This is a genomic window from Pseudonocardia sp. WMMC193, assembly GCF_021728735.1.
GTDB lineage: Bacteria > Actinomycetota > Actinomycetes > Mycobacteriales > Pseudonocardiaceae > Pseudonocardia > Pseudonocardia oroxyli.
The window spans coordinates 3,007,767-3,034,484 of record NZ_JAKKDO010000003.1 but is presented as its reverse complement, the minus strand read 5'-3'; the positions used below and the strand labels follow the sequence as shown (position 1 = coordinate 3,034,484).

General features: G+C 69.9%; 22 protein-coding genes, 1 tRNA gene and 3 rRNA genes. 14 read left to right on the top strand and 12 right to left on the bottom strand.

Annotated elements, in window-relative coordinates; genetic code table 11:
* Positions 1 to 14: 14 nt before the first annotated feature.
* From L3X23_RS15795 to L3X23_RS15780, 4 genes are all read left to right on the top strand, one after another.
* On the top strand, positions 15 to 1,106 hold the full coding sequence (locus L3X23_RS15795; protein ID WP_143029999.1) for an App1 family protein: 1,092 nt from the start codon (positions 15 to 17) through the stop codon (positions 1,104 to 1,106).
* Positions 1,103 to 1,660 (top strand): isochorismatase family protein, encoded by a 558-nt coding sequence (locus tag L3X23_RS15790; RefSeq protein ID WP_237192916.1) that lies wholly within the window; start codon positions 1,103 to 1,105, stop codon positions 1,658 to 1,660. Before L3X23_RS15795 ends, L3X23_RS15790 begins: the two co-directional genes overlap by 4 nt.
* Before the next feature lie 193 nt (positions 1,661 to 1,853).
* On the top strand, positions 1,854 to 2,117 hold the full coding sequence (locus L3X23_RS15785; RefSeq protein ID WP_237192915.1) for a WhiB family transcriptional regulator: 264 nt from the start codon (positions 1,854 to 1,856) through the stop codon (positions 2,115 to 2,117).
* Positions 2,114 to 2,746, top strand: a complete 633-nt coding sequence (locus tag L3X23_RS15780) for a hypothetical protein (protein ID WP_237192914.1) — start codon at positions 2,114 to 2,116, stop codon at positions 2,744 to 2,746. The genes L3X23_RS15785 and L3X23_RS15780 overlap by 4 nt, the downstream gene beginning before the upstream one ends.
* 6 nt (positions 2,747 to 2,752) lie before the next feature.
* Here the strand turns inward: L3X23_RS15780 and L3X23_RS15775 are convergent, their stop codons facing one another.
* The gene (locus L3X23_RS15775) at positions 2,753 to 3,400 is read right to left on the bottom strand and encodes a GNAT family N-acetyltransferase (RefSeq protein ID WP_237192913.1); all 648 of its coding nucleotides are present in this window, start codon (positions 3,398 to 3,400) and stop codon (positions 2,753 to 2,755) included.
* 125 nt (positions 3,401 to 3,525) lie between these two features.
* Positions 3,526 to 3,599, bottom strand: a tRNA-Arg gene (locus tag L3X23_RS15770).
* Between the two features lie 152 nt (positions 3,600 to 3,751).
* On the opposite strand from L3X23_RS15770, the gene L3X23_RS15765 reads away from it, so the two are divergent.
* The 8 genes from L3X23_RS15765 to L3X23_RS15730 all read left to right on the top strand — a co-directional run bounded on the left by L3X23_RS15765 (position 3,752) and on the right by L3X23_RS15730 (position 18,413).
* Positions 3,752 to 4,543, top strand: coding sequence for a PP2C family serine/threonine-protein phosphatase (locus L3X23_RS15765; RefSeq protein ID WP_237192912.1), 792 nt, complete (start codon positions 3,752 to 3,754; stop codon positions 4,541 to 4,543).
* Positions 4,544 to 4,585: 42 nt separating this feature from the next.
* Positions 4,586 to 6,757 carry a cytochrome c oxidase assembly protein gene (locus tag L3X23_RS15760; protein WP_237192911.1) on the top strand — a complete coding sequence of 724 codons (2,172 nt, stop codon included), beginning with the start codon at positions 4,586 to 4,588 and terminating at the stop codon, positions 6,755 to 6,757.
* Between the two features lie 510 nt (positions 6,758 to 7,267).
* Positions 7,268 to 8,784: ribosomal RNA gene (locus L3X23_RS15755) — 16S ribosomal RNA — on the top strand.
* A gap of 300 nt (positions 8,785 to 9,084) precedes the next feature.
* Positions 9,085 to 12,204 (top strand): 23S ribosomal RNA (locus L3X23_RS15750).
* A 79-nt stretch (positions 12,205 to 12,283) separates the two neighbouring features.
* Positions 12,284 to 12,400, top strand: a 5S ribosomal RNA gene (gene rrf, locus L3X23_RS15745).
* The 16S, 23S and 5S rRNA genes sit together here, the layout of an rRNA operon.
* A gap of 235 nt (positions 12,401 to 12,635) precedes the next feature.
* Positions 12,636 to 13,163, top strand: a complete 528-nt coding sequence (ssb, locus tag L3X23_RS15740; RefSeq protein WP_237192910.1) for a single-stranded DNA-binding protein — start codon at positions 12,636 to 12,638, stop codon at positions 13,161 to 13,163.
* Between the two features lie 25 nt (positions 13,164 to 13,188).
* Positions 13,189 to 14,865: an energy-dependent translational throttle protein EttA gene (gene ettA / locus L3X23_RS15735; RefSeq protein ID WP_093080095.1), complete on the top strand. Its 1,677-nt coding sequence runs from the start codon at positions 13,189 to 13,191 to the stop codon at positions 14,863 to 14,865.
* Positions 14,866 to 14,945: 80 nt separating this feature from the next.
* Entirely contained in the window at positions 14,946 to 18,413 is a 3,468-nt protein-coding gene (locus L3X23_RS15730) for a hypothetical protein (RefSeq protein WP_237192909.1), read from the top strand.
* A gap of 162 nt (positions 18,414 to 18,575) precedes the next feature.
* Here L3X23_RS15730 and L3X23_RS15725 read toward each other — a convergent pair whose 3' ends face one another.
* Entirely contained in the window at positions 18,576 to 18,965 is a 390-nt protein-coding gene (locus L3X23_RS15725; protein ID WP_237192908.1) for an ATP-binding protein, read from the bottom strand.
* Between the two features lie 97 nt (positions 18,966 to 19,062).
* Between L3X23_RS15725 and L3X23_RS15720 the strand changes: the two genes are divergently transcribed.
* A complete protein-coding gene (locus L3X23_RS15720; protein ID WP_237192907.1) occupies positions 19,063 to 20,241 on the top strand; it encodes a TerC family protein in 1,179 nt (392 codons plus the stop codon).
* A gap of 48 nt (positions 20,242 to 20,289) precedes the next feature.
* Here the strand turns inward: L3X23_RS15720 and L3X23_RS15715 are convergent, their stop codons facing one another.
* The 4 genes from L3X23_RS15715 to L3X23_RS15700 all read right to left on the bottom strand — a co-directional run bounded on the left by L3X23_RS15715 (position 20,290) and on the right by L3X23_RS15700 (position 23,613).
* The gene (locus L3X23_RS15715) at positions 20,290 to 22,254 is read right to left on the bottom strand and encodes an ABC transporter ATP-binding protein (protein ID WP_237192906.1); all 1,965 of its coding nucleotides are present in this window, start codon (positions 22,252 to 22,254) and stop codon (positions 20,290 to 20,292) included.
* Between the two features lie 77 nt (positions 22,255 to 22,331).
* Positions 22,332 to 22,493 carry a hypothetical protein gene (locus L3X23_RS15710; protein WP_176921232.1) on the bottom strand — a complete coding sequence of 54 codons (162 nt, stop codon included), beginning with the start codon at positions 22,491 to 22,493 and terminating at the stop codon, positions 22,332 to 22,334.
* Between the two features lie 229 nt (positions 22,494 to 22,722).
* Positions 22,723 to 23,046, bottom strand: a complete 324-nt coding sequence (locus L3X23_RS15705) for a putative quinol monooxygenase (RefSeq protein ID WP_237192905.1) — start codon at positions 23,044 to 23,046, stop codon at positions 22,723 to 22,725.
* A 111-nt stretch (positions 23,047 to 23,157) separates the two neighbouring features.
* Positions 23,158 to 23,613: a MarR family winged helix-turn-helix transcriptional regulator gene (locus L3X23_RS15700; protein ID WP_237192904.1), complete on the bottom strand. Its 456-nt coding sequence runs from the start codon at positions 23,611 to 23,613 to the stop codon at positions 23,158 to 23,160.
* A 57-nt stretch (positions 23,614 to 23,670) separates the two neighbouring features.
* Between L3X23_RS15700 and L3X23_RS15695 the strand changes: the two genes are divergently transcribed.
* A complete protein-coding gene (locus L3X23_RS15695; RefSeq protein ID WP_237192903.1) occupies positions 23,671 to 24,036 on the top strand; it encodes a cupin domain-containing protein in 366 nt (121 codons plus the stop codon).
* An 8-nt stretch (positions 24,037 to 24,044) separates the two neighbouring features.
* Here the strand turns inward: L3X23_RS15695 and L3X23_RS15690 are convergent, their stop codons facing one another.
* The 5 genes from L3X23_RS15690 to L3X23_RS15675 form a co-directional block, all read right to left on the bottom strand.
* Complete coding sequence (locus tag L3X23_RS15690; RefSeq protein ID WP_305080970.1) at positions 24,045 to 24,371, bottom strand: DoxX family protein; 327 nt, start codon at positions 24,369 to 24,371, stop codon at positions 24,045 to 24,047.
* Positions 24,372 to 24,473: 102 nt separating this feature from the next.
* A complete protein-coding gene (locus tag L3X23_RS15685; RefSeq protein ID WP_237192902.1) occupies positions 24,474 to 24,914 on the bottom strand; it encodes a GNAT family N-acetyltransferase in 441 nt (146 codons plus the stop codon).
* Positions 24,915 to 24,928: 14 nt separating this feature from the next.
* Complete coding sequence (locus L3X23_RS15680) at positions 24,929 to 25,786, bottom strand: cytochrome P450 (RefSeq protein WP_308116908.1); 858 nt, start codon at positions 25,784 to 25,786, stop codon at positions 24,929 to 24,931.
* Between the two features lie 23 nt (positions 25,787 to 25,809).
* A complete protein-coding gene (locus L3X23_RS36175; RefSeq protein ID WP_308116907.1) occupies positions 25,810 to 26,112 on the bottom strand; it encodes a hypothetical protein in 303 nt (100 codons plus the stop codon).
* Between the two features lie 10 nt (positions 26,113 to 26,122).
* Positions 26,123 to 26,713: a DinB family protein gene (locus L3X23_RS15675; RefSeq protein ID WP_237192901.1), complete on the bottom strand. Its 591-nt coding sequence runs from the start codon at positions 26,711 to 26,713 to the stop codon at positions 26,123 to 26,125.
* Between the last annotated feature and the right edge of the window lie 5 nt (positions 26,714 to 26,718).

The window sequence follows — 26,718 nt, the reverse complement described above, 5'->3', positions numbered from 1 at the left end:
TGCATCCTGTGAACGTGAAGGCCGTCCTCGTCCGCGTCGCCGAGCTGGCGGAGCGGCTGCTCGGCCGGGTGGTCATCCTCGTGGTGCTCGTGCGGGGGCGGCGCAGGCCGCTGGTCATCCCGTTCCTCGGGCACGGCACTCCCGAACGCGTGCGGATCGGCGCCCGGATCGCCATGGGGCACCCGGACGCGGACACCGAACCCGGCGACCCGGGGCCGCCGTCGCGGCGGCGGGTGCTGCTGGAGAGCCTCAGCCGGTTCTTCACCATCGAGATCCCGCGGGCGCGCGTGCTGATCCGCACCCCGGCGGGGGAGCAGGAGGTGCGGGCGGACGCCGAGGGCTACGTCGACGCCGTCATCGACCGGCCCGGGCTGGAGCCCGGCTGGCGGAAGGTCGACATCGGACTGGCGGACGGCACCACCTCCGTCGCGCAGGTGCTGGTGGTGGACCCGCGCGCGGACGTCGCCCTGGTCAGCGACGTCGACGACACCATCCTCGAGACCGGGGTCGGTCGCGGGCTGGCCTTCCTGCGCGCCTCGCTGCTGACCGAGACGAAGGACCGGGCGCCGCTGCCGGGTTCGGCGGCGCTGTACCGCGCGCTGGTGGACACCGAGGTCCCGCGGCCGGTGTTCTACGTGTCGACCAGCCCGTGGAACCTGCACAGCACCCTGCTGGAGTTCATCGCGCTGCGCCGCTTCCCGCTCGGGCCGCTGCTGCTCACCGACTGGGGCCCGGGCCACGGCAACCTGTTCCGGATCGGCGCGCGCGAGCACAAGACCGGGCTGATCCGGCACATCCTCGACGAGCACCCCGGCCTGGCGCTCGTCCTCGTCGGCGACACCGGGCAGCTCGATCCCGAGATCTACGCCGCCGTCGCCGAGGCGGCCCCGGACCGCGTCCGCGCCATCTACGTGCGCCGCACCGCGGCCTGGGACGTGCGCCGGGACCGGGAGGTCCGCGCCCTCGCGCAGCGGATCACCGCCCTCGGGGTCCCGATGCTCACCGTGGGCGACAGCACCGAGATCGCCGTGCACGCCGCGCGGATCGGGCTGCTGCAGCCCGCCGCCGTCGCCGCCGTGCGCACCGAGACCGTGGGAGAACGATGACCCCGACGACCGCGCTCCTCGTCATCGACGTCCAGCAGGGCAACACGGCCGAGGGCTGGGACCGTGACGCGGTCGTCGGCCGCATCGCGGGGCTCATCGACCGCGCCCGGGCCGACGGGGTGCCGGTGATCTGGATCCAGCACGAGGCGGGACCGTTCGTCCCCGGGTCCGACACCTGGCAGATCCTCGAGCAGGTGCGGCCCGGCGCGGGGGACACCGTGCTGGGCAAGCGCTACCTGGACTCCTTCGCCGACACCGACCTCAAGGCCCGGCTGGACGCGCTGGGGGTGACCCGGCTGGTGCTGTGCGGCGCGTCCACCGACGCGTGCATCCGCAGCACCGCCGCCCGGTCGCAGATCGAGGGCTACGACACGGTGCTGGTCGCCGACGGGCACACCACCGACGAGGGCCCGTGGGACCTGCCCCTGCCCGACGGCAGCACGGTGCCGGTCGGTGCGCGCGAGATGGTCGCGTTCACCAACTTCGTCGTCGGCGACACCGAGTACCCGGGGGTGCGCACCGAGGTGGTCCGGGCGGCCGACGTGACCTGGTGAGGGACACCGCCGCGGCTTCTGCGAATCCGGTGGTTTAGGCCGGACCGGCCGGGCAAGTGCTGGACCACGTCCCGTGGTCCGGCCGTCGTCGTCCGCTCCGTGGCCCCTCCTCCGGAGAGCCGAGGTCATCGATGGCATCCCAGTCAGCCCGCCCCCGCTCGACGGGGTGCGTCCCGCGGGGCCGGTGGTGGCGATGAGCTCGACCCGCCCCGGGCGTCCGAGTGCGGCCTGGACCGACCGGGGGGTGTGTCACACCGAGGACATCGATCCCGAGCTGTTCTTCCCCACCGGGACCAGCGGCCCCGCCCTGCTGCAACGGGCCATGGCCAAGACGGTGTGTCGCCGCTGCCCGGTGCGGACGGACTGCCTGCGGTGGGCGCTGTCGACCCGGAGCGTCGGGATCTGGGGCGGCACCGACGAGCACGACCGGACGGTCCTGCGGCGGGCGGGATCGTGAACCGCGTCCTGCGCGCCCTGGCGGCGACGGCCGCGGCCCTCGCCGCCGCCGTCGGGCTGGTCGGGGCGCCGTCCGCGGTGCTGGTGCTGTGGATCGTCGCGCTGCTCGTCGTGGGCCCGACCGTCGCGTTCCTGGTGTACGGCGTCCGCCCGGACCCGGCCCTCGCCGCGCGCCGCGGCGCCGTCGCCACCGGGGTCGCGATACCGGCGTCCTGCGTGGTCGTGGGCGTCGGCGTGGTGCTCGGGCCCGCGACGGCGCCCGTGCTCCTCGTGGCCGTCGCCGCGGCCGCGGTCTGGGCGTGGCGGCACCGCGGTCTCCGCCGCCGGTGGCGTGAGCGGCTCGTGGCCCCGCGCCCCCGGCCCTCCAGACACCCGGCGGGGTCGGCCCTGGCCGGGCCGCTGCCCGCGCGGACCCACCGGCTCAGCACCGCGTCCCTCTGCATCGCGTGGCAACGCAGCTTCTGGGTGCTGGAGGACATGCCGGTCGAGGAACGCTGCGAGGTCGCGGCCATCCGCCAGGCCCTGCTCGACGAGCTCGAACGCCGCGACCCCCACGGCTTCGGCCGGTGGCTCGCCTCCCACCCCCGAGCCAACAGCGACCCCCGCCGACACCTCGGCAGCGACCGCTGAGGGGGCCTATCCGGGCCACTCGTCGCGGAGCAGGACGTGCACGACGTAAGGGGCGTCGTCCTGCTCGTGGACGGCCCCCTCGACCAGGCCGCGGCTCGCGATCTCACCGGCAAACCCCATGCCGAGGCGCTCCATCACGGCACGCGAGCGGACGTTGTGGCGGAGCGTGCAGGAGACCACGGCGCGGGCGCCGAGGACGTCGAAGGCGAAGACCAGGCCCGCCCGTCCGATCTCGGTCGCGTACCCCTGCCCCCGGAACCGGTGGCGGACGGCCCAGCCGATCTCCAGCCAGTGGGCGTGCGCGGGGTAGGGGCTGCGCGCGTCGTGCACCTGCCGTGCCCACGGCTCGTCGGGCAGGAACCGGTAGACCTGTCCCCAGTCCGCGTCGACCGGGGTCCGGGACAGGCCGCCGCGCCCTACGACCCGACCGCCGTCCCGCTCGTAGGCCATCCACTTGTGGACTCCGTGGAGACGCCAGGCCTGCTCCATGAGCGCGGCCCGCTCCCCGATCCGTGCCCGGGTCGGCGCGTGCGCGCCGTACCAGCGCCAGACCTCCTCCTCGCCGTGGACGAGCCAGAGGTCGTGAGCGCGGCTCGTGTCCACCGGGTCCAGGCGCAGACGCGGCGTGAGACGGACGCCTTCGACGTCGCTCACCGCGCGGCCGGGTCCGTCGGCGGCATGGCGTGACGGCCGGGCAGAACCGCGAGCCCTCCCGGGGGCACCTGCACGAACGCGGCACACCACCGCGGGCCGGGCAGGGAGGCGATTCGCCTCATGTGCGCCCCCGGCAGGACTCGAACCTGCGACCTAGAGATTAGAAGGCTCTTGCTCTATCCAGCTGAGCTACGAGGGCTTGGGGCCGGTGGCCGCCGCGCCAGAGCCTAAGGCATGCCCGCCCGCGGATCACCCCGTCCGGGTGCGGTGGGCGCCGTTCCCCGACGTCACCCGGTGGTTCGGCGGTGTCCGCCCGCACGGCCTCGGGGGGCGAGATCCATACTGTCCCCTATGGCACTGGGACTGCGCTCCGCGATCGGCTCCGACGTCGGGCGTCGGCGCACCGCGAACGAGGACTCCGGTGCGGCCGGGGACCGCCTGCTCGTCGTCGCCGACGGCATGGGGGGACACGCGCACGGTGAGCTCGCCAGCGCGCTCACCGTGGCCGCGATGATCGACATGGACGAGCGGCTGCCCGCGGACGCCTCGGGGCTGGACCTGCTCGCCGAGCTGACCGCCGCGGTGGACGACGCCTCGGCGCGGTTGGCCCAGCACGCCCAGACCGATCCCGACACCCAGGGGATGGGGACGACCGTCGTCGCGCTGCTGCTCGACGGCGACCGGCTGGCCCTGGCGCACGTCGGCGACTCCCGCATCTACCTGTGCCGCGACGGGGCGCTCACCCAGATCACCCGCGACCACACGATGGTCCAGCAACTCGTCGACGAAGGGCAGATCACGCCCGAGGAGGCGCTCGTGCACCCGCGGCGTTCGGTGCTGATGCGCGCGCTGAGCACCGACCACCCGGTGGAGGCGGACCTCGAGTTCCTCGACCCGCGCCCCGGCGACCGCTTCCTGCTGTGTTCCGACGGCGTGACGGCGGTGTTGCCGGACCAGGCCGTGCTCGACGTGCTGGCCGCTCCGACCCCGCCCGAGGTGGCCGTCGACCAGCTGATCACCCTGTCGAACGACGGCGGGGGACCGGACAACATCACGGCTATCGTCGCGGACGTCGTGGAGGTGAGCGAGGCGGCCCCGCAGCCGTTGCGGCTCGTCGGGGCTGCCGCCGAGGTGCGCAGCTAGCGCCCGCGCCGCCGCCCGAGGGACACGGCCTAGCCTGGGGCCATGTCCGCCACGTCGTCCGACACCCGCCCGCCCGAGCAGGCCGAACGCCCGCCGTCCGGCATCGGTGGGCTGGTCGGCCTCGGTACGGCGGTGGCCGTGCTGGTCGCCGGGGGGCTGACCGCGCTCACCGGGTCCCGGCCCATCGAGAACCTGGGCCTGCCGGACCCCGGAACGCTCACGACGATCGGTCTCCCGGCGGTGCGCGCCGCGGGGGAGGTCGCTGCGGTCCTCACGATCGGGTTCCTCCTGCTCGCCGCGTTCTTCGTGCCGCCGCGACCGAACGGGTACCTGGACGTCCCGGGCTACCGGGGCCTGCGGGCCGCCTCGTGGGCCGCGGCGGCGTGGGCGGCGTGCGCGCTGCTGCTGGTGCCGCTGACCGCGGCGGACGCGGTGGGCAGGCCGGTCGGGCAGGTGCTCGACCCGTCGTTGCTGCTGAGCCTCATCCCGCAGCTGTCGGACTCGCTGTCGTGGCTGTTGACGGCGATCGTCGCACTGCTCGTCCTGGTCGCCACCCGGGTGGTGCTGACGTGGGGGTGGACGGTCGTCGCGTTCGGCCTCGCGCTGGCCGGCCCGCTGCCGGTGGCGCTGACCGGGCACTCCGCCTCCGGCGGGGCGCACGACGTCGCGACCAACAGCCTGGTGTTGCACGTGCTCGCCGCCTCGGTGTGGGTCGGTGGGCTCGTGGCGGTGCTGTCCCTGGCGGCGCACCGGGACACCGACGTGCTCGGGGTGGCGGTGCGGCGGTTCTCCCGGGTCGCGTTGTGGTGCTGGGTGGTGCTCGCCGCCACCGGCGTGATCAACGCGCTGATCCGGGTGCCGCTGCCCGACCTGGTGGGGACCACCTACGGCGCGCTGCTGCTCGGCAAGACCGTGGCCCTGCTTGCGTTGGGTGGCCTGGGGGCCCTGCACCGCAGGCACACCGTGGACGCCGCGGGTCGGGGCGAACGGCGGGCACTGTTGCGACTCGGCGGGGTCGAGGTGCTGCTGATGCTCGCGACGATCGGGCTGGCCGTCGCCCTCGGCCGCTCGGCGCCGCCCGCCACGGCCGCGGCGCCGCCGTCGAGGACGGAGGTGGTGATCGGGTACGACCTCGACGGGCCGCCGACCCTCGCGCGGCTCGTGTTCGACTGGCGCTTCGACCTGCTGCTCGGCACCGCCGCGGTGCTCCTCGCGGTGCTCTACCTGCTCGGTGTGCGGAGGCTGCGGCGTCGCGGGGACGCCTGGCCCGTGGGGCGCACGATCGCCTGGCTGGCCGGGTGCGCGGTGTTCCTGGTGGCGACGAGCTCGGGGGTCGGCAAGTACGCGCCCGCGATGTTCAGCGCCCACATGGCGATGCACATGATGCTGTCCATGGTGGTGCCCATCCTCCTGGTGCTCGGCGGGCCCATCACCCTCGCGCTGCGCGCGATCCCGGTGGCGGGCAGGGGGAATCCGCCGGGGCCGCGGGAGTGGATCCTCGCCGCGGTGCACTCGCCGGTGGCCCGCTTCGTGACCCACCCGCTCTTCGCGCTGCCGGTGTTCGTGGGGTCCTACTACGCGCTCTACTTCTCGGACCTGTTCGCCTGGGCGCTGAACGAGCACTGGGCGCACGTCGCGATGAACGTGCACTTCCTGCTGGCGGGGCTGATCTTCTTCTGGCCGATCATCGGGGTCGACCCCGCGCCGCGGCGGCTCAACCACGTGGTGAAGCTGGGGGTGCTCTTCCTGTCAGTGCCCTTCCACGCCTTCTTCGGGGTGGCGCTGATGGGGGCGGACCAGGTCATCGGGGGCGACTTCTACCGCTCGCTGGCCCTGCCGTGGGTCACCGACCCGCTGGTGGATCAACGCCTGGGCGGCGGGATCACGTGGGCCTCGGGCGAGGTGCCGTTGTTGATCGTCCTGGTCGCGTTGCTCGTCCAGTGGTCCCGCCACGACGAGCGGTCGGCACGACGCGATGATCGTCGGGCCGACGCCGACGGCGACGCGGACCTCAAGGCGTACAACGCGATGCTGCGCCGCTTGGCCCGGGGAGAGGCACCGTCCGGCGCGTCTTCGGAGATTTCCGAGATTTCTTCGGAGGCCGCGGCGCCCGACGAACGACGCCCGGAAGGCACCCCGGTGCGGGCTCCGGCGAGCGTGGCGGAGGACGTCGAGCCTGGTCGGAGCCCGTCCGACGAGCTCCGTCAGGGCTGACCGTTCGGCGCAATCAAGATCATCTGCTGCACCTCCGATTTCGGGCTGTTTCCGCAGGTCAAAGCAGGTTTCAGGGGGGCGATTTGCGTGCCCCTGGAGGGGGTGTGTAACTTTCTCTTCGTCGCCACGGCGGGCAGCGAGACGAAACGGGCCGGATCTCCGGAACGGGTCCGCTAGCCGAGATGGGGACCACCTCCGCGGAAGCGACACCCAGCAGGGTGGAGTCACGCGGGCTTCGGCCGGAGAAACCAGGGCTTGCCCCGGCGCTCCGAACGAAGTAACATAAGAGAGTTGCCTCCGAGCCGGTCAGGTTCTGGTAGGCTCTCGAACAGAACGACTGACGCCCCGGACGTTCACCTCCTCGTGAGGCGTTCCATGGTGTGCGGGTGTCTTTTGAGAACTCAACAGTGTGTCGAGCTAGATTATCGGGACTGGCGGTTTGTGCCAGTTCATTTTGGGGCTCGTTTCTCCGATCCCGTCGGAGGCGAGCCCGTCAGCTAGAGCCAGTTTTTGTTGGAGAGTTTGATCCTGGCTCAGGACGAACGCTGGCGGCGTGCTTAACACATGCAAGTCGAGCGGTAAGGCCTTTCGGGGTACACGAGCGGCGAACGGGTGAGTAACACGTGGGCGACCTGCCCTCCACTCTGGGATAAGCCCGGGAAACTGGGTCTAATACCGGATATGACCTTCCCTCGCATGGGGGTTGGTGGAAAGTTTTTCGGTGGGGGATGGGCCCGCGGCCTATCAGCTTGTTGGTGGGGTGATGGCCCACCAAGGCGACGACGGGTAGCCGGCCTGAGAGGGCGACCGGCCACACTGGGACTGAGACACGGCCCAGACTCCTACGGGAGGCAGCAGTGGGGAATATTGCGCAATGGGCGAAAGCCTGACGCAGCGACGCCGCGTGGGGGATGACGGCCTTCGGGTTGTAAACCTCTTTCGCCAGGGACGAAGCGCAAGTGACGGTACCTGGATAAGAAGCACCGGCCAACTACGTGCCAGCAGCCGCGGTAACACGTAGGGTGCGAGCGTTGTCCGGAATTATTGGGCGTAAAGAGCTCGTAGGCGGTCTGTCGCGTCGGTCGTGAAAACTTGGGGCTTAACTCTGAGCTTGCGGTCGATACGGGCATGACTGGAGTTCGGCAGGGGAGACTGGAATTCCTGGTGTAGCGGTGAAATGCGCAGATATCAGGAGGAACACCGGTGGCGAAGGCGGGTCTCTGGGCCGATACTGACGCTGAGGAGCGAAAGCGTGGGGAGCGAACAGGATTAGATACCCTGGTAGTCCACGCCGTAAACGTTGGGCGCTAGGTGTGGGGGCCATTCCACGGTCTCTGTGCCGCAGCTAACGCATTAAGCGCCCCGCCTGGGGAGTACGGCCGCAAGGCTAAAACTCAAAGGAATTGACGGGGGCCCGCACAAGCGGCGGAGCATGTGGATTAATTCGATGCAACGCGAAGAACCTTACCTGGGTTTGACATGCACCAGACATCCCTAGAGATAGGGCTTCCCTTGTGGTTGGTGTGCAGGTGGTGCATGGTTGTCGTCAGCTCGTGTCGTGAGATGTTGGGTTAAGTCCCGCAACGAGCGCAACCCTTGTTCCATGTTGCCAGCACGTAGTGGTGGGGACTCATGGGAGACTGCCGGGGTCAACTCGGAGGAAGGTGGGGATGACGTCAAATCATCATGCCCCTTATGTCCAGGGCTTCACACATGCTACAATGGCCAGTACAGAGGGCTGCGAGACCGTGAGGTGGAGCGAATCTCTTAAAGCTGGTCTCAGTTCGGATTGGGGTCTGCAACTCGACCCCATGAAGTTGGAGTCGCTAGTAATCGCAGATCAGCAACGCTGCGGTGAATACGTTCCCGGGCCTTGTACACACCGCCCGTCACGTCACGAAAGTTGGTAACACCCGAAGCCGGCGGCCCAACCCTTGTGGAGGGAGTCGTCGAAGGTGGGACTGGCGATTGGGACGAAGTCGTAACAAGGTAGCCGTACCGGAAGGTGCGGCTGGATCACCTCCTTTCTAAGGAGTCTCACCGTGTTGGTGGGATGAGGTCGGCGGCTGTTGTGGTTGTCCGATCCTCCTTATCACTGAATCATCCTTCGGGATGCTGGGTGGAACACGACCGTTGTGGTTCTGGTGATCGTTTGATGGTTCGACACACTGTTGGGTCCTGAGAGGACACCGTGTTGGTGGTGTTTTCTTCGGATCGCCTCGCGTGGGGATCGCTTAACGCCTGCTGTGTGTGGGTGGTGGCTTTCTGTGAAGCGCGGGTGTGGTTGTGTGTTGAGTGTTGCATAGTGGATGCGAGCATCTTGTTGTGGTCAAGTGTGTAAGGGCACATGGTGGATGTCTAGGCATCAGGAGCCGATGAAGGACGTGGGAGGCCGCGATAGTCCTCGGGGAGTTGTCAACCTAGCTGTGATCCGAGGGTGTCCGAATGGGGAAACCCAGCGCCCGTCATGGGGCGTTACCGTGCGATGAATTCATAGTCGTACGGGGGGAACGTGGGGAAGTGAAACATCTCAGTACCCACAGGAAGAGAAAACAACCGTGATTCCGTGAGTAGTGGCGAGCGAAAGCGGAGGAGGCTAAACCGTGTTCGTGTGATACCCGGCAGGGGTTGCGGATGCGGTGTCGTGGGTTATGGTCGTCGAGGTTCTGCCGGATCTTGGATCGTGTTGTCTGTGTGTTAGTGGAAGACGTCTGGAAAGCGTCACCGTAGTGGGTGAGAGTCCCGTACGCGAAAACATGCAGGGCATGGTGGACTGTGTACCCGAGTAGCAGCGAGCTCGTGGAATTTGCTGTGAATTTGGCGGGACCACCCGTTAAGCCTAAATACTCCCTGATGACCGATAGCGGACTAGTACCGTGAGGGAAAGATGAAAAGTACCCCGGGAGGGGAGTGAAATAGTACCTGAAACCGTGTGCCTACAAGCCGTCAGAGCCTTTCGGGGTGATGGCGTGCCTTTTGAAGAATGAGCCTGCGAGTTATGCTTCGTGGCGAGGTTAACCCGTGTGGGGTAGCCGTAGCGAAAGCGAGTCTGAATAGGGCGTGTAGTCGCGGGGTGTAGACCCGAAGCGGAGTGATCTACCCATGGCCAGGGTGAAGCTACGGTAAGACGTGGTGGAGGCCCGAACCCACCAGGGTTGAAAACCTGGGGGATGAGCTGTGGGTAGGGGTGAAAGGCCAATCAAACTCCGTGATAGCTGGTTCTCCCCGAAATGCATTTAGGTGCAGCGTCGCGTGGTGGGTACCGGAGGTAGAGCACTGGATGGTCTAGGGGGCCGACAAGCTTACTGAAATCAGCCAAACTCCGAATGCCGGTACTGTTAGCGCGGCAGTGAGACTGTGGGGGATAAGCTTCATAGTCGAGAGGGAAACAGCCCAGATCACCAGCTAAGGCCCCTAAGCGTGCGCTAAGTGGGAAAGGATGTGGGATCGCCGAGACAACCAGGAGGTTGGCTTAGAAGCAGCCACCCTTGAAAGAGTGCGTAATAGCTCACTGGTCAAGTGGTCCTGCGCCGACAATGTAGCGGGGCTCAAGCGCACCGCCGAAGCTGTGGCAATCCAGCAGAGATCCGCTTACCGGTTTTTCCGGTGGGTGTAGTCGTTGGGTTGGGTAGGGGAGCGTCGTGCATCCGTTGAAGCTGCGGGGGAACCCAGTGGTGGAGGGTGTGCGAGTGAGAATGCAGGCATGAGTAGCGAATGCAGAGTGAGAATCTCTGCCGCCGGATGACCAAGGGTTCCTGGGCCAGGTTGTTCCGCCCAGGGTGAGCCGGGACCTAAGGCGAGGCCGACAGGCGTAGTCGATGGATAACGGGTTGATATTCCCGTGCTCGTGATAGTGCGCCCATGCTGAGGTCGTTGATGCTAACCATCCGAACCTGGCTCTGTTGTCCCTTCGGGGGCTTGAGTTCGGGGGAGCGTGGGAACCGATTCGGTAGTAGGCAAGCGATGGGGTGACGCAGGAGGGTAGCTCCGCCACGCGGTGGTTGTCGTGGTGTAAGCCTGTAGCCTGATTCCTAGGTAAATCCGGGGGTCGTGAAGGGTGAGAGGTGATGCGTAGCCGATTGAGGCGAAGTAGAGTGATCCCATGCTGTCGAGAAAAGCCTCTAGTGAGTGCTGTTGCGGCCCGTACCCCAAACCGACACAGGTGGTCAGGTAGAGAATACCGAGGCGATCGAGTGAACTCTGGTTAAGGAACTCGGCAAAATACCTCCGTAACTTCGGGAGAAGGAGGGCCGGTTGTCTTGAAGCCCCTTTGCGGGCTAGGGGCGGCCGGTCGCAGAGACCAGGCCCAAGCGACTGTTTACTAAAAACACAGGTCCGTGCGAAGTCGCAAGACGATGTATACGGACTGACGCCTGCCCGGTGCTGGAACGTTAAGAGGACCTGTTAGTCCTTTCGGGGGCGAAGCGGAGAATTTAAGCGCCAGTAAACGGCGGTGGTAACTATAACCATCCTAAGGTAGCGAAATTCCTTGTCGGGTAAGTTCCGACCTGCACGAATGGCGTAACGACTTGGGCGCTGTCTCGACCAGAGACTCGGCGAAATTGCACTACGAGTAAAGATGCTCGTTACGCGCGGCAGGACGGAAAGACCCCGGGACCTTTACTATAGCTTGGTATTGATGCTCGGTTCGGCTTGTGTAGGATAGGTGGGAGACTGTGAAGCGGTCACGCTAGTGGTTGTGGAGTCGTTGTTGAAATACCACTCTGGTCGAATTGGGTGTCTGAACCTCGGGCCATGATCTGGTTCAGGGACAGTGCCTGGTGGGTAGTTTAACTGGGGCGGTTGCCTCCCAAAGAGTAACGGAGGCGCCCAAAGGTTCCCTCAGCCTGGTTGGCAATCAGGTGTTGAGTGTAAGTGCACAAGGGAGCTTGACTGTGAGACTGACGGGTCGAGCAGGGACGAAAGTCGGGACTAGTGATCCGGCACCGCCTTGTGGAAGGGGTGTCGCTCAACGGATAAAAGGTACCCCGGGGATAACAGGCTGATCTTGCCCAAGAGTCCATATCGACGGCATGGTTTGGCACCTCGATGTCGGCTCGTCGCATCCTGGGGCTGGAGTAGGTCCCAAGGGTTGGGCTGTTCGCCCATTAAAGCGGTACGCGAGCTGGGTTTAGAACGTCGTGAGACAGTTCGGTCCCTATCCGCCGCGCGCGTAGGAGACTTGAGGAAGGCTGTCCCTAGTACGAGAGGACCGGGACGGACGAACCTCTGGTGTGCCAGTTGTACCGCCAGGTGCATGGCTGGTTGGCTATGTTCGGAAGGGATAACCGCTGAAGGCATCTAAGCGGGAAGCTCGTTCCAAGATGAGGTCTCCCACCACCTTGCGTGGTTAAGGCTCCCAGTAGACGACTGGGTTGATAGGCCAGAGATGGAAGCCCTGTGAGGGGTGGAGTTGACTGGTACTAATAGGCCGAGGGCTTGCCACAACATGTTGTTCGCATCCACTGTGTGACCCTGAGCACACGACTGCTCTGTTCAAAGAATGTTTCACATTTGAATAGTGTTGTCGGTGGTCATGGCGGAGGGGGAACGCCCGGTCCCATCCCGAACCCGGAAGCTAAGCCCTCCAGCGCCGATGGTACTGCACTCGCCAGGGTGTGGGAGAGTAGGTCGCCGCCGACATCAAACATCAGAAAGGCCCCGCAGCATTCGCTGCGGGGCCCTTTCTGCATTTCCGGATTCGTCAGAGGGTGCCGCTACCACACGATGCCGAAGAATCCGTGCCTCGCGCGGAGCGGGGGCGGCGGTTGTCCACACTCGGCATCGCCCATCCCCAGATCGTCGCCGAGGACGCTCGAACCCTTCTCGCGGCCCGATGCTGGACGCACTGCGACCCGCACCGAGCGAGGAGAGACCTGTGAGCGACATCCTGACCACCGTCGTCGGCCGGCTGACGAACGAACCCCTGATCCGCGATCTCGGCGCAGGCCGTGAGGTCGTGTCCTTTCGCATGGCCTGCAACCACGGCTTCTACGACCGACAGACCGGGGCGTGGAAGGAGTCGTCCACCTCGTATCTCTCCGTGGACGTCTGGCGCCGCCATCTCGGCCGGAACGTGAAGCAGACCTTCGCCAAGGGTGATCCGGTGATCGTCCACGGCCGGCTGTACGTGCGTGAGTTCGAGCAGGATGGCCGTCCCCGTACCGCGGTGAGTCTCGTGGCGGAGGCGGTGGGCCCGGACCTCAACACCGCCACCGCGGTGGTCAACCGGGTGCGGCGTGCGGCGGACGGATCGCTGCTCGACGACGGCACACCGCTCTCGGAGGGCCCCCGCGGTCCCGGCACCCGGGCCGAACACTCCTCGGTGGAGGTTCGTGACGGCGCTCCGCCGGAGCCCGGTGAGCCCGTCGCGGAGGTCGCCGGTGCACCTGTCGGGAGGACGTGAAGTGACCGGAACTACCATCGTGCGCGTGCCGGAGTTCATCTACACCATGAAGAACGTGCGCAAGGCGCACGGCGACAAGGTCATCCTCGACAACGCCTCGATCAGCTTCTACCCGGGGGCGAAGATCGGCGTCGTGGGTCCCAACGGCGCCGGCAAGTCGACCGTGCTGCGGATCATGGCCGGCCTGGACCAGGCGAACAACGGCGAGGCCTTCCTCGCCCCGGGCGCCACGGTCGGGATCCTGCAACAGGAACCTCCCCTCAACGAGGAGAAGACCGTCCTCGGCAACGTGGAGGAGGGCGTCGGCGAGATCAAGCAGAAGCTCGACCGGTACAACGAGATCGCCGAGCAGATGGCGACGGACTACTCGGACGCGCTGATGGAGGAGATGGGCACCCTCCAGGAGGAGCTGGACCACGCGGACGCCTGGGAGCTCGACTCCCAGCTCGAGCAGGCGATGGACGCGCTGCGCTGCCCGCCGCCGGACGCCCCGGTCACCCACCTCTCGGGTGGTGAGCGCCGCCGCGTCGCGCTGTGCAAGCTGCTCCTGTCCAAGCCCGACCTCCTGCTCCTCGACGAGCCGACCAACCACCTGGACGCGGAGAGCGTCCTCTGGCTCGAGCAGTTCCTGGCGTCCTACCCCGGCGCCGTCCTGGCGGTCACCCACGACCGGTACTTCCTGGACAACGTGGCGCAGTGGATCCTGGAGCTGGACCGCGGCCGCACCTTCCCCTACGAGGGCAACTACTCCACCTACCTGGAGAAGAAGGCAGAGCGGCTCGCGGTCCAGGGCAAGAAGGACCAGAAGCTGCAGAAGCGGCTGAAGGACGAGCTCGCGTGGGTCCGGTCCAACCCGAAGGCCCGGCAGGCCAAGAGCCGTTCGCGGCTGGACCGCTACGAGGAGATGGCGGCCGAGGCGGACCGGAACCGGAAGCTGGACTTCGAGGAGATCCAGATCCCGCCCGGCCCGCGCCTGGGCAGCACCGTCGTCGAGGTCTCGCACCTGGACAAGGGATTCGACGGCCGTCAGCTGATCAAGGACCTGTCGTTCTCGCTCCCGCGCAACGGGATCGTCGGCGTGATCGGGCCGAACGGCGTCGGCAAGACCACGCTGTTCAAGACCATCGTCGGGCTGGAGAAGCCGGACTCCGGGGAGGTCAAGGTCGGCGAGACGGTGAAGCTGTCCTACGTCGACCAGAACCGCGGCGGGATCGACCCCAAGAAGAACGTCTGGGAAGTCGTGTCCGACGGCCTGGACTACATCCACGTCGGCCAGACCGAGATGCCCTCGCGCGCCTACATCGCGGCGTTCGGGTTCAAGGGCCCCGACCAGCAGAAGCCCGCGGGCGTGCTGTCCGGCGGCGAGCGGAACCGGCTGAACCTGGCCCTCACGCTCAAGCTCGGCGGCAACCTGATCCTGCTCGACGAGCCGACGAACGACCTGGACGTCGAGACGCTGGGGTCGTTGGAGAACGCGCTCGAGCAGTTCCCCGGGTGCGCCGTGGTGATCTCCCACGACCGGTGGTTCCTGGACCGCGTCGTCACGCACATCCTCGCGTGGGAGGGCACCGACGAGAACCCGGCCGCCTGGTTCTGGTTCGAGGGCAACTTCGAGGCCTACGAGAAGAACAAGGTGGAGCGCCTCGGTGCGGACGCCGCGCGTCCGCACCGTGTCACGCACCGTAAGCTCACCCGTGACTGAGAGCGATCGGGCCCTGCGGCTCGATCGGGCGAGGTAGACAGCGGGATCCCACCCGGGTGGTCGGTCGCACAGGAGGGTGCATGTCCGAGGCGGTCCGGCACGGCACAGACGAGCTCTCCGGGGCGGCGTTGACCACGGTCGCGGCGTCGCTCCGGTGGAGCAGGCCGGATCTCACGGCCGGGCTCGCGGAGCACGCTGCGGAGGTCACCCCGGACACCGATCCGGTGTGGCTGCTGGCCTCGGGCTGGCGCGCGCACGGCCTCGCCGCGACCGGCGACGGGCGCACCGGGATCGCGGAGGTGCTCGAGCAGCTCGCGCGGCGTGGCGTCGAGCCCGCGGTGGCGGACGGTGCGCGGCTCGTCGTCGAGGTGGCGTCGGTGTCCCAGGAGAACGGGGACACCGGTGTCGCGCGGCGGCTCGCCCAGCAGGCCCTCACGCTCGCCGTCGGATCGGCCGAGGTCCGGCTGGACGCACGGCTCGTCCTGATCCGGTGCGCGGTCTCGGCCGGAGAGGCCGCGAGCACGGTCGATGCCCTGCTGTCCCGCGCGCGGGCGGACGCCGATGCGCTCGCCGGGGCCGCGGCCCGGGCTGCTGTCGAGCTGGTGGCCGCCACGGTCGCGCTCGACCGGGAGACGTCCGTGGCGGCCGTCGAGGCGGCCACTGAGGGCCTTCGGGTCCTCGACGGGGCCGGGGGGCGCCGGGCCGCTCCCTCGCTCCACGACGCCCTGCTGGCGCATCGGATCGGGGCGTTGCTGGAGGCGGGCAGGCGAGCGGAGGCGCACGGTGTCGCCCGAGGTGCGCTCGTCGCGGCTCCCGGGCGAGCCAACGCGCAGGCGGCTCGGCTGCGGCTCGCGGTCGCGCGCGCCACGTCGGAGGACGAGGCTGCCACCGGCACCGCGCTGGCCGAGGCCGCCGACCTGGCCGCGGTCGTGGACCTCCCTGGGCTCGAGGCCGCCTGTCGGACCGCCCTGGCCGAGCTCGCCGAGCGGACCGGAGCCCTGGACGTCGCGCTGCGGGAGATGCGGGCCGGAATGGCCGCCGAGCAGCGGGACAAGGAGCGCGGCCGCCGCCACCGAGAGCTCGTGGCGGACTTCGAGGCGGCGCTCGGCCGTAGCGGGGCGCGCAGCACCGACGTGCGGCCCGCGGACGGACTCCTCGACGAGTCGGCGACCGGACACGGCCCCACCCCGCCGGAGCGCACCGCGACTGACACCAAGCCGGGCGCCACAGCTCCGCCGAGCGGGATGAGCGCGATCGACGCCCTGCTGGGTGGCTTCTCCTCGGAGGCGGACGCGCTGCTCGGCGGCCCGCTCGCCGAACCGCGGCCAGTCCGACGATCCGAGGACGCCCTCGGCGCGCGGCCCGTCGCCGACGCGGCACCCGAGGACGGGCGCCGGAACGGCCGGCCCGAGTCGGCGGGGAACACCGGCGAGGCACAGTCGGACGACGGGGCCGAGCCCGCGGAGCGTCCGCGCCGTCTCACGCAGCGGCGGCGGGCCACTGCGGTCCCGATCGACGAGCCGGAGACGAAGGGCCGTTCGGCCACCTCGTACGGGGCGCTGCTCGGTGACGCGTTGATCTCGGAGTTGCGGGCCTCGGGGCAGTGGAGCGACGACGGCGACCGCGCGGGTTCCTGGCCGCGGCTGACCCGGTCCCGTACCGGCGAGTCGGCGGCCACCGCCGCGGCCGGGGCGGCAGCGCGCTCAGCCGACGCCGCGGACGGGGAACGCCGTCACGGGGGCGCCGACACCGCGGGCGGTCCGACCGGTGCCGCGCCGGGGCGTCGCCCGGCGCGCCGGCGGGCGGCGGAGGAGTCCGTTCCGCGGTCACCGCGTGCCGACCGCGACGAGGCGCCGACCGACTCGCCGCGTGGCGGTTCGGACCGGGACCAGGACGACCTCGGTGTCGGGGTGCCCGACCGCGGCACGCCCGGGGCGCACGGTGGCGATCAGGCGGGTCGGCGCAGCGGGAACGAGGCCGGTGGGCACGGCCGTGAGGCGGCCCGGCCGAGCGACGCGGCGGACCGGCGCGGCGACAGTGCGAGCCGGCACGGGGATGCGGGCAGCCGGAGCGGCGACGCGGATGGCCGGCACGAGGACGCGGGCAGGTGGAGCGGCGATGCGGGCAGTCGGCGCGGCGGCGCGGACGGCTGGCGCGGCGACGCGGACGGCCGGCGCGGCGACGCGGACGGCCGGCATGGCGATGGAGCAGGCCGACACTGGGACGCGGGCGGTCGTCGCGGCGATGCGGGTGGCCGGCATGGCGGCGAAGCAGGCCGACCCGAAGTCGAGGTGAGCGGGCGTGTCGGCGATGTGGCCGGTCGACGCGGCGGCCAGGCGGATGTGCGTGACGACCAGGCTGGTCGAGACTCCGACCAGGCCGGTCGGCACGGCGACCGGGCTGGTCACGGTGAGCAGGCCGGTCGGCACGGTGAGCAGGCCGGTCCGCACGAGGTGACGGCCGACGCCGCACGCGACGGTTCGGGGCGGCACGGAGCCGGCTCGGCCTCGTCGACCCGCAAGGCCGGGCAGGCGGACGCCGAGGCGGACCTGCCGGCGGCATCGGGCGAGGCGAGGGGTTCGGCGTCCGCGATGTCGGAGATGTCGGCGGCGGTCGCCGCGAACCCCACGGGAGCGAACGGCGGGGCCCCGGCCGACGGGGCGGGCGACTGGCTGCGCGAGGCGATCGCCGAGCTCGACCGGGTGTGGGGTCGTGCGGAGCCGGCTGCGGCACCGACCCTCGCAGGCGCCGCGGCGGCGTCCGGGGTCGTCGGTCCTCCAGCCGGGACGGGCGGTGAGTGGGCCGCGGACGAGGCGCGGTCCGGATCGGGTGCGGCGGGAGCCTCGGGCAGGCGGCGTCGTCCGGAGGCGGGGGAGAGCCCGACGGACTCGGATTGGCGGGAGCCGGATCCGGCGGCCGTGGGCACGACGGTGGTGATCGACCTCGTCGAGGGCGATCGTCGGGTGCACTCCCCGCAGGCCGAGCGGATCCTGCGCGATCTCACCGACCGGATGCGCGTCCACCTCCCGCGGCGGGGACGCGTGCGCCCCGAGGACCCGGCGACCCTGCGGGTCGACCTGCCCGGGCGCGACCGGGCCGAGAGCGCGGCCTGGATGCAGCCGGTGCTCGGAGACCTCGCGGCGGCCGTCGCCATGGCGATCTCGCGGGATCCGATCGGCATGGACGGGCTCGGCGCGGTGCGCCTGCGCGGCACCGTCCACGGCACGGACGGCGAGTCCGGGGCCCGACTCGTCCAGGAACTCCCCGAGCAGGGAGACGGACCTCGCGCTGAGCCCGGCGCCGGGCTCGATCAGCCGCGGCCGGCCGGGGACACGGGCGCCCGCCGACACCGGCGCCGGTCCGCCGAGGCGCCGGACCAGGGCGCGACGACGTCGACGACCGGGTCCGGGTCCACGGGCGAGCCGGACGACGCCGGACCCGGCGCCTCGGCGGCCCCGGCTGTCGCCGAGCGGACGCCGAGCCGCTCCGGCCGCGAGAGCCTCGGCAACCTGCTCGCCGACGCGATGGCGGCCTACCGCGGCATGTAGACGAGCGCACTCGGTGAGCCGGCGCGGTGGTGAGCCGGGACCTCGCTGACCGGCGGCCTTGGTGAGTGGCCTGACAGCCCCTCCTCCGGCGAACGGCGCGTTCGCTCACACCAAGTGAGCGAACGCGCCGTTCGCTCTTGCTCTTGGCGCACTCCGGGTTGGTCAGCCCGGTGTCAGAACGGTGGCCTCGACGGTCTTCGACCGTCGCGCACAGCGCACGGTCCACTCGCTCAGCGCCGCGACCAGGGTCAACCCGCGGCCCCGGTGCTCGCCCTCGAACCGCGACCGGCCGGGGACGGGGTCGCGCTCCGGGCTGCCGTCGGTCACCGCGACACGCACCCGGTCCTCGGAGACGGCCAGCTCCACCGACCGCGGCCCGCGCGCGTGCTCCACGGCGTTGGTGATGAGCTCGGTGCAGACGAGCTCGGCGTCCCCGCAGCGCTCGGCCTCGCCGACGTGCTCCCGCAACCAGGCCCGTAACCGGGGCAGACAACGCGCGTCCCGGAACGCGGTGGTCAGGGCGACGGGATCCGCGCGCAACGTCGTGGTCACGGACGGCGGGTACCCCGACCGGGCACGGATCATGTGCCGACTGCCCGGTTCGTCCCTATGCTCACGCCACTGTCTCGTGGACCCCTGAGGAGACCTCGTGTCCGTGCCTCCCGTCGTGTGGTGGCTGACGGTCCTCGCGATCGTCGGGCTGCTGGTGTTCGACTTCGTGTTCCACGTCCGCAAGGCGCACGTCCCGACGTTGCGGGAGGCCACCGTCTGGTCGGCCCTCTACGTCGGCATCGCGGTGTTGTTCGGCGTGGGCCTGCTGCTCTTCGGCGGCCCGACGATGGGCGCCGAGTACTTCGCGGGCTACGTCACCGAGAAGGCACTGTCGGTCGACAACCTGTTCGTCTTCCTCATCATCATGGGCAGCTTCTCCGTGCCCCGCGCCGACCAGCAGAAGGTGCTCCTGTTCGGCATCGTGTTCTCGCTGATCGCGCGGACGGCGTTCATCTTCGTGGGCGCCGCGCTGATCAACACGTTCGCCTGGGTGTTCTACCTGTTCGGCCTCATCCTGTTGATCACGGCCGGGAACCTGCTCAAGGGCGAGGGTGGCCAGGACGAGGCGGACAACTTCGTGATCCGGCTCGCGAGGCGCTTCCTGCGCACCTCCGAGCACTACGACGGCGACAAGCTGTTCACCGTCGACAACGGCAAGCGGGTCATGACCCCCATGCTGCTGGTGATGGTCGCCATCGGCGGCACGGACATCCTGTTCGCCCTGGACTCCATCCCGGCGATCTTCGGGCTCACCCAGAACACCTACATCGTGTTCACCGCGACGGCCTTCTCCCTGCTGGGCCTGCGCCAGCTCTACTTCCTGATCGACGGCCTGCTGGACCGGCTCGTCTACCTGTCCTACGGGCTCGCGGCGATCCTGGCGTTCATCGGCGTGAAGCTGATCCTGCACGCGCTGCACGAGAACAACGTGCCGTTCATCAACGACGGCGAGCACGTCAACGTCGTCGAGATCAGTACGGCGGTCTCGCTCAGCGTGATCATCGGCGTGCTGGTGGTGACCGTCATCGCCTCGCTCGCCAGCCCGAAGGGCAAGGCGGTCAACGCCTCCGCGACCGTGCGCCGTCGGGCGAAGGAGTACCTGGCCTGCGAGGACCCGACCGAGCGGGCGCGGCTGATCGAGGTGCTGCGCGGCGAGGAGAAGCGCCTGCAGGAGCTTCCGCCCCGCGCGCGCAAGGCGCTGAAGGAGGACGCGGAGCTCGTCGATCTCGTCAACCGGGTGCGGGCCGAGCACGAGGCGAGCGCCCGAACCTCGTGAGTGGCGATGGTCGCCATGGCGGCCATCGCCACTCACGGGTTCAGTGGTTCAGTGGCCGTTGCTCTGGAACAGGCGGGCCGCACCGGTGCGGGCGCGACGGCGCGGGACCGGCTGGGGTCGTGGGCCCTGGGGGTGGCCGACCGGGTAGCGGTGGCGGGCGCGCTCGCGGTCGAGATCGGCCCAGACGGCGCCGGGCCTGCCGGTGCCGCCCTGCGTGGTCGGGCTCTGGGCGGTCGCGCTCTGGGCGGTGCCGGCCCGACGGGCGCCGGGGCCGTGGTGCAGGCGGTGCAGATGGGCGTAGCCGGGGCAGTTGATCAGCAGCTCACGATGGGTGCCCGCACCGAGGACCCGGCCGTGTTCCAGGTAGAGGATCTGGTCGGCGTCGGTGACGGTGAGCAGGTTGTGGCTGATCACGATGGTGGTCCGGCCGTGCATGAGCCGCCGCATCGGGCCCATGACCTGCTCGGTGGAGTGGGCGTCGAGGCCGGTGGTGGGCTCGTCGAGCAGCAGGACCGGGGCGTCGCGGATCATGGCGCGGGCGATGGCGAGCCGTTGGCGCTGGCCGCCGGAGAGCATCCGACCGCGCTGTCCGACGGGGGTGTCGTAGCCCTGGGGGAGCGCGGTCACGAAGTCGTGCGCATCCGCGGCCACTGCGGCGGCGACCAGCTCCGCCTCGGTGGCGTCGGGTCTGCCCCACAGGATGTTGTCGCGCACGGTGCCGTCGAACACGAGGGTCTCCTGCAGCACGGCGGCGAGGTTCTCCCGGACCCGCACCAGCGACAGGTCCCGCAGGTCGACGCCGTCGAGCCGCACCCGGCCCGCGTCCGGGTCGTAGAAGCGCAGCAGCAGCTTCGTGAGCGTCGTCTTGCCCGCCCCGCTGGGCCCGACGACGGCGAGGGTCCCGCCGGGCGGGACGGTCACCGTCACGCCGTCGAGGGCGGGCCGCTCGGTGCCGGGGTAGGTGAAGCGCACGTTCTCGAGCGTGATCGCGCCGTGAGCGCGGCCCAGCGGCACCGGGTGCGGTGACTCCTCGACCGACGGCCGCTCGCGGAGGATCTCGATGATCCGCTCGGCGCCCGCGCTGGCGGCGAAGACGGTGTTGGTCAGCCCGGCCAGCCCCTTGATCGGCGCGTACATCTGGGAGAGGTAGCCCAGGAACACGATCAGCCCGCCCAGGGTCAGCGCGTCCTGCGCCATCTGCCAGACGGCGAAGCCCGCCACGACCAGGACGGCGGCGACCTCGAACAGGTCGATCAGCGGCGAGAACAGCGCGCGCAGCCGGGCGGCCACCATCGACGCGGCGAAGGAGCCGAGGTTCTCGGTGCGGAAGCGGCGGGTCTCGGCGGGCTGGCGGTTGTAGGCGTGCACGAGCGCGGCGTTGCCCAGGGACTCCTCGGCGACGGCGCCGATCTGCCCGCCGCGCCGGCTCGTCTCGCGCGCGGCGGCCTTCAACCGCCGGGAGAACCAGCGGGAGGCGAGCGCGAACGCGGGCACGCTGACGAGCGAGACGAGCGCCAGCTGCCAGTTCAGGAAGAACAGCAGGCCGCCGTAGACGAGCAGGCGGGTGCCGAAGGAGACGAGCTGCATGAGACCGGACACGACGAGTGACTCGATCGCGTTGACGTCCCCGGAGAGCCGGGCGAGCAGGTCACCGACCGGCCGGCGCTCGAAGAATCCGGGCGACATGCGATGCATGTGGGCGAACAGTCGATCCCGTAGATCCAGGACGAATCGTTCACCGACCCACGTGCAGAGATAGTCGTCCGCAAAGGACAGAATTCCGCCGACGACCATGACGCCGACGAACAATGCAGCAACCGTGCCGAACAGTTCGAAATTGCGCGGAGCCAGGACGTCGTCGACGAGGACCTTGAACAGCCACAGGTTCGCCGCATCGAGCACCGGGCCCACCGCGATGAGCGCCAGGCAGATCGCCAGCCGGCCGCGATAGGGCTTGATGAAGGGCCGGAAGTGGGCGAGGACCGTGCGGACCGGGAGGGCGGGGGTGGCCACCGTGAGCTCCGTTCGTGCAGGTCAATCGCACGGACGACCCCGCCCCGCGGACGGGGCGGGGTCGTCTCGGGTGCGGCTCAGTGGTGGCGGTGGCCGCGACGCTTGCCCTCGAAGGAGCGGTACTCCTCCTCCTTGGACTTGTCGTAGGACTCGTACTCGAACGCGAGCCGGCGACCGGACTCCTCGGACGACTTGCGCTTGAAGACCGACGTCACGCTGTCGAACGCGTTGCGACCCATCTTGGGCACTCCATTCACGGGATCTCTTCTCGAGGAGCAACTCGCGCCTCGCACTGAGTTAATCGAGGAGAGTTCCCCGGCGGTTCGGTGCCCGCGGGGATATCACCCCGACGTGAATGGTCGCGGAAGTGGATTCGAGAATCCACGTCCGTGACGCCGTCACAGAAAAGTCGGCTGTCACGCAGAGTGTCCACGGCCCCGTCCGGCACTCGTTCGGGGCCGGCCTCGGTCAGTGGGGCTCGACCTCGGCCATCTCGTTCCAGGCGTCCCCGTCGAGGTCCTGGTAGTTGATGTACGGCTTGCGAGTGACCACGCCACCCATCCACGGGAAGAAGTTCCGGGCGTGCTCGGTCTGGACGTGCGCGGACCCCGCGTCGCCGTCCCGGAACGTCTCCACGATCACGAACTCGTTCGAGTCCTGGGCGTTCTCGTAGAAGTCGAACGAGACGTTGCCCGGCTCCGCGCGCACCGCCGCGGTGTACTCGGTGATGCCCTTCAGCCACTCCTCGCGCTTGTCCGGCTTGATCGACGCCTTCAGGACGATGAGGATCACGGCTGCCTCCGCACGTGCTCGGTCCCCGGCCGGTCCGGGGACGGTGGGGGCAGCGTCTCACCCCCGCGCGAGGGTCGCTGTCTCAATCCGGGACGGACGCGGGTGGGTCGCTCAGCGGGTGAGCCGGGTCGGGGTGTCGAGCCGGGGCGGGGCCGCGACCTGCGCGAGGGCGTCCTCGATCGTGCGGACGGTGTCCTCGCCGAGCCGGTTCGCCCACTCCGCGCGGAGGGCGTCGAAGATCGCCGCGGAGCGGGCGAGCAGGTCGCGGCCGTGCGCGGTCGGGCGGACGACGACGCGGCGGGCGTCCCCGGGATCCGCGGACCGTTCGACGTAGCCCGCCGCCTCGAGGCCGGCGATCGTCTTGGCCGCGGCCTGCTTGCTCACGCCCAGCGCCCGACCCAGGTCCGCCGCGGTGCAGCCGGTGCCCACGGCCTGCAGGGCGAACCCGTGCATCGGGCGCGCCTGCGGGTGGCCCTGCTCGGCCAGCGTCGCGTGGAGCCGGTCGACCAGGGTCTGGAAGCCGGCGAGCAGCAGCAGGGGCAGCGCGTGGCCGGGCCTTGACGTCATTCGACAACCAGGTTCACTATATCGACAACCATGTTGTCGAACTTACCGGAGGATGCCGTGAGCGTGATCCGCCGCGCCGCGCAGCGCGTGCACGAGACCCCGAACGCCGAGATGACCACCCTCGCCTCTCCTACCCTGGGCGGGGCGGCCCAGTCGGTGTGGTGGGTGCGCATGCGGGCCGACCAGACCGGGCCCGCGCACGTGATGGACCGCGAGCAGGTGTGGACCGTGGTCGAGGGCGCCGTGACCGTGGAGCCGTACGGGAGGCTCGACGCGGGGGACTCCATCGTGCTCCCCGGCGGCCGGGTCCGCCGGGTGGTCCCGGGTCCGGACGGCGTGTCCGCGCTGGTCACCGCGCCCGGTGACAGCCGCGCCACGCTGCCCGACGGGACCGACCGCGGCGTCCCCGACTGGATCGCCTGACCGACGGATCAGCGGCGGAGGAGGGCGACGATCTCCGCGCGGCGGGCCCACGCGACGACCGCCATCAGCACGCCGATGATCACGGGGGTGTACCAGTAGGCGTGCACCACGGTCAGCTGCACGACCGTCGCCCCGATCATCAGGGCGACGAAGCAGGCGGCGGCGAGGCCGGCGACCACCGGGACCAGGAGCCCGATGCCGCCCGCCACCTCGCAGATCCCGACCAGGTAGCGCAACCACTGGCCCGCACCGATCTGGTCGAAGATCTGCACGGCGGTGGCCTCGCCGAACAGCTTCGGCAGCCCCGAGCCGACGGCCAGGAAGAGGCCGAGCAGGACCTGCAGCGTGGACAGGGCGATCCGGGCGGGGGAGCGGCGGGCGGCGGTGACGGTGCCGGCGGTCGTGGCGGTCGTGGTTCCTCCTGGGTGTGGGTCTCGTCAGGAGGGACCGGGGCCGTCACCGGAACTCATCGCTGCGGGGCGCTCCCACACGGTCGCGTCGGCCGGTCGGAACCCGAATCGCTGGTAGAGCCCCTCGGCGTCCTTCGTGTGCAGCACCCACCGCATGCGCGGGCCCCCGGCGACGATCTCCTCGACGAGCGCCTTGCCCAGCCCCCGCCCGCGGGCCGACTCGTGGACCCAGACGTCCGCCAGGTAGGCGAACGCCACGCCGTCGGACACCGCGCGGGCCGAGCCGACCATGTCGGGGCCGCGGTAGACCCCGACCACCCGCCAGGCGCTGTCGAACTGCGCCTCCAGGTGCTCGCGCCGCCGCCAGCGGCCCCAGTAGGCCTGGGTGGACAGCCACGCCCAGGCCGCGTCCCGGTCGATCCGGGACGCGTCGTCGTCGATCTCGAACTCGTCGATGGTGCGCCTCACGCGCGCACTGTGCCTCACCAGGCGACGGGCAGCGACTCCATTCCGAAGATCGCGTTGAAGGAGCGGAAGTGCTCCTCGTCCGAGGCGACCCGCAGGGTCGGGAAGCGCCGGAACAGGGCCGGGAAGGCCGTGCGCATCTCCATCCGGGCCAGCGGGGCGCCGAGGCAGTGGTGGACGCCGTGGCCGAAGGCGACGTGGCCGAGCGCGCCGCGCCGGACGTCGAGCTCCTCCGGGCGGTCGAGCAGCTCCGGGTCGCGGTTCGCCGCGGGCAGCGACAGCATCACCGTGTCGCCCTTCGGGATCGGGGTGCCCGCGATCTCGGTGTCCTCGGTGACGATCTTAAACGTCCCGCTGTGCACGATGGACAGCCAGCGCAGCAGCTCCTCGATCGCCGGGCCGACCGCCTCCGGGTCGTCTCGCACCAGGGCGAGCTGGTCGGGGTGGTGCAGCAGCGCGAGCGTGCCCAGGCCCAGCATGTTCGACGTGGTCTCGTGGCCCGCGATGAGCAGCAGGTTCGCGATGCCGATCAGCTCGTCGGTGGTGACCTCGGTGCCGTGCTCGCGGATCAGCATGCCGAGCAGCTCCTCGCCCGGGTCCGCCTGCTGCCCGGCCACGAGCCGTGCCATGTACGACCGCAGCTCGTCCGAGGCCGCCAGCCGCTCGGGCAGCGGCAGCGAGACGTCGAGCAGCCTGCTGCTGCGCTCCTGGAACTCGCGGCGCTCCTCGTACGGCACGCCGAGCAGCTCGCAGATCACCAGCGAGGGGACCGGCAGCGCGAAGTCCGCGACCAGGTCCGCGGGCGGCCCCTTCCGTTCCATGGCGTCGAGGTGCTCGTCGACGATCGCCTGCACCCGCGGCTCCAGCCTGCGCATCCGGCGGCCGGTGAACTCCCCGGTCAGCAGCCGCCGCAGCCGGGTGTGCTCGGGCGGGTCCTGGGCAGCAGGTTGCCCGCCCGCATCCGGGCGATCTCCTCGGGGCTGCGGCCCTGCTGCATCGGCGCGACGAACGCGTTGCTGAACCGCGCCGGATCCCCCAGCACCTCGCGTACGTCCGCCCAGCGGGTCACCAGCCACGGTTCCAGGCCCATCGGCGTGCGGACCTTCGTCAGGCCCGGCCGCTCGCGCAGGGCGCCCAGCTCGGGGACCGGGTCGAAGCGGTCCCGTCGCATGTGCAGGGGGAGGGTGGTGGCGTGCGTCATCCCCCGACTGTCACACCGCCCGGCCCCGCCCGACAGGGTGGGCGCTGAACGACTCCTGAGAACGCCACAGGTCCCGCAGGAGGAGGAGCTCCGCGCCGTGGTGCAGCGCCTCGCGGGTGATGTGCAGGACGAGCGTGATCATCGGGTGCTCGGCGTACGGCCCCTCCGCGGGCCCGACGGGGCGGGCGAGCGCCGCGTCGTCCAGCCCGCGGACGCCGGCCATCCACCCCGCGTAGGCCGCGTCCAGCTGAGCGAGGCCGCCCGCGGCGGTGCCCGCGTAGGGGAAGGTCCCGTGGTCCAGGGGCGGTCCGTCGAAATGCGCCGCGGTGCGCATGCCGAAGACCCCGATGGTCAGATGCGCCATCCGCCAGGCGATCGAGGTGAGCGGTGGTGGTTCGGGGGTGGGGAGGGAGTAGTCGATCCGGAAGTCCCCGGAGCCGATGTCGGTGGCGCCGGGGGAGCCCGCCGCCCGGATCGTCCAGCCCGGCGCGGGCTCCCAGAGGTACTCCTCGTCGGTGAGCCCCGCCAGCCTCGGGCGGGTCGCCCCCTCCCACTGGAAGGTCAGCTGTTCGACGAGCTCGGTGGTCAGGGTGCGCGTCATGGCGG